Origin of the sequence: Acidovorax sp. HMWF018, from assembly GCF_003061035.1 — a bacterium.
In the GTDB taxonomy this organism is placed as follows: Bacteria; Pseudomonadota; Gammaproteobacteria; order Burkholderiales; family Burkholderiaceae_C; genus Acidovorax; species Acidovorax delafieldii.
This window is the reverse complement of the sequence record NZ_QAIM01000618.1, coordinates 1-1,008: the sequence shown is the minus strand read 5'-3', so window position 1 is coordinate 1,008 and position 1,008 is coordinate 1. Positions and strand designations below refer to the sequence as shown.

Sequence of the window (1,008 nt, the reverse complement as noted above, 5' to 3'; positions counted from 1 at the left end):
CCGTGTGCTCCATTTTTGATAGCTGCTTGCGCATATTCCACTATCGCATCAGCACCAAAAGGCTTCAAAACGTGCTGACGATCCCCCAGACACGGCCTGGAGGGTCGTCGGAACCGTCTAAGAGCGGCGAACAAAACTCAGCGAAGCGGTTCTGGCTAGGCACTGTGTCGCAGGCAGTACGACAAGACACAGCAACAACACCAGAAGAGTTTTGTTAGCCGCTCTAAGGATGCGCAGGCCCCGCCCGCACGCGGGCCAGCGCCTCGGGCACATCGCGCCACGCCGGGCGCCCGGGGGCGTAGCGCTGGCGCATGTAGCCCGCCAGCTCGGTGATCTGCGCATCGCTGAGCGCGTGGCCGAAGCCGGGCATGAAGCCGATGTCCCGCGCAGCGGGCTCGCGGATGCCGTGCACGATGACCTGCAGCAGGTTGTCGGGCCGGTCGCTGTGCAGGTTGCTGTTGAGCGCCAGGGGCACGTTCACGCCCAGCAGACGCGGGCCGTCGCCGTCGTGGTGGCAGGCGGCGCAGGCGCCGTCGAACAGGCGCTGGGCCTGGCCGGGTTGCGGGGCCAGCGCGGCGGCCTGGGCCACGGCGGTTTGGGCGCGCTGCTGCGGGTCAGGGACAGGCTGGGCAGCCGCGTCCGTCGCGGTGAACGAGGCCAGGTAGCCCGCCATGGCGCGGATGTCGTCGTCGGGCAGATGCGCCAGCTCGCGCACCACGGGCGCCATGGGGCCGGAGGCGCTGCCGTGTTGCGGGCTGTGGCCGTGGCGCAGGTAGCCATACAACGCATCGGCCGTCCAGGGCACGGGCGCCTTCGACAGGCCGGTGAGCGCAGGCGCCTCCCAGCCGTCAATCATGGCGCCGGAGAGGAACGCAGCCCCGCCTTGCTCCGCCCCCAGCGCATTGCGCGGCGTGTGGCAGGCGCCGCAGTGGCCCACGCCCTGCACCAGGTAGGCGCCCCGATTCCATTCGGGTGGGCGGGTCGGGTCGGGCTTGAACGGGGTCGCGT

At 69.9% G+C, this 1,008-nt stretch carries 1 protein-coding gene; it reads right to left on the bottom strand.

The features are described 5' to 3' along the window. Positions 1-223: 223 nt before the first annotated feature. On the bottom strand, positions 224-1,008 hold a 785-nt coding region (locus DBR23_RS26220), incomplete at its 5' end, for a cytochrome c (RefSeq protein WP_146191455.1).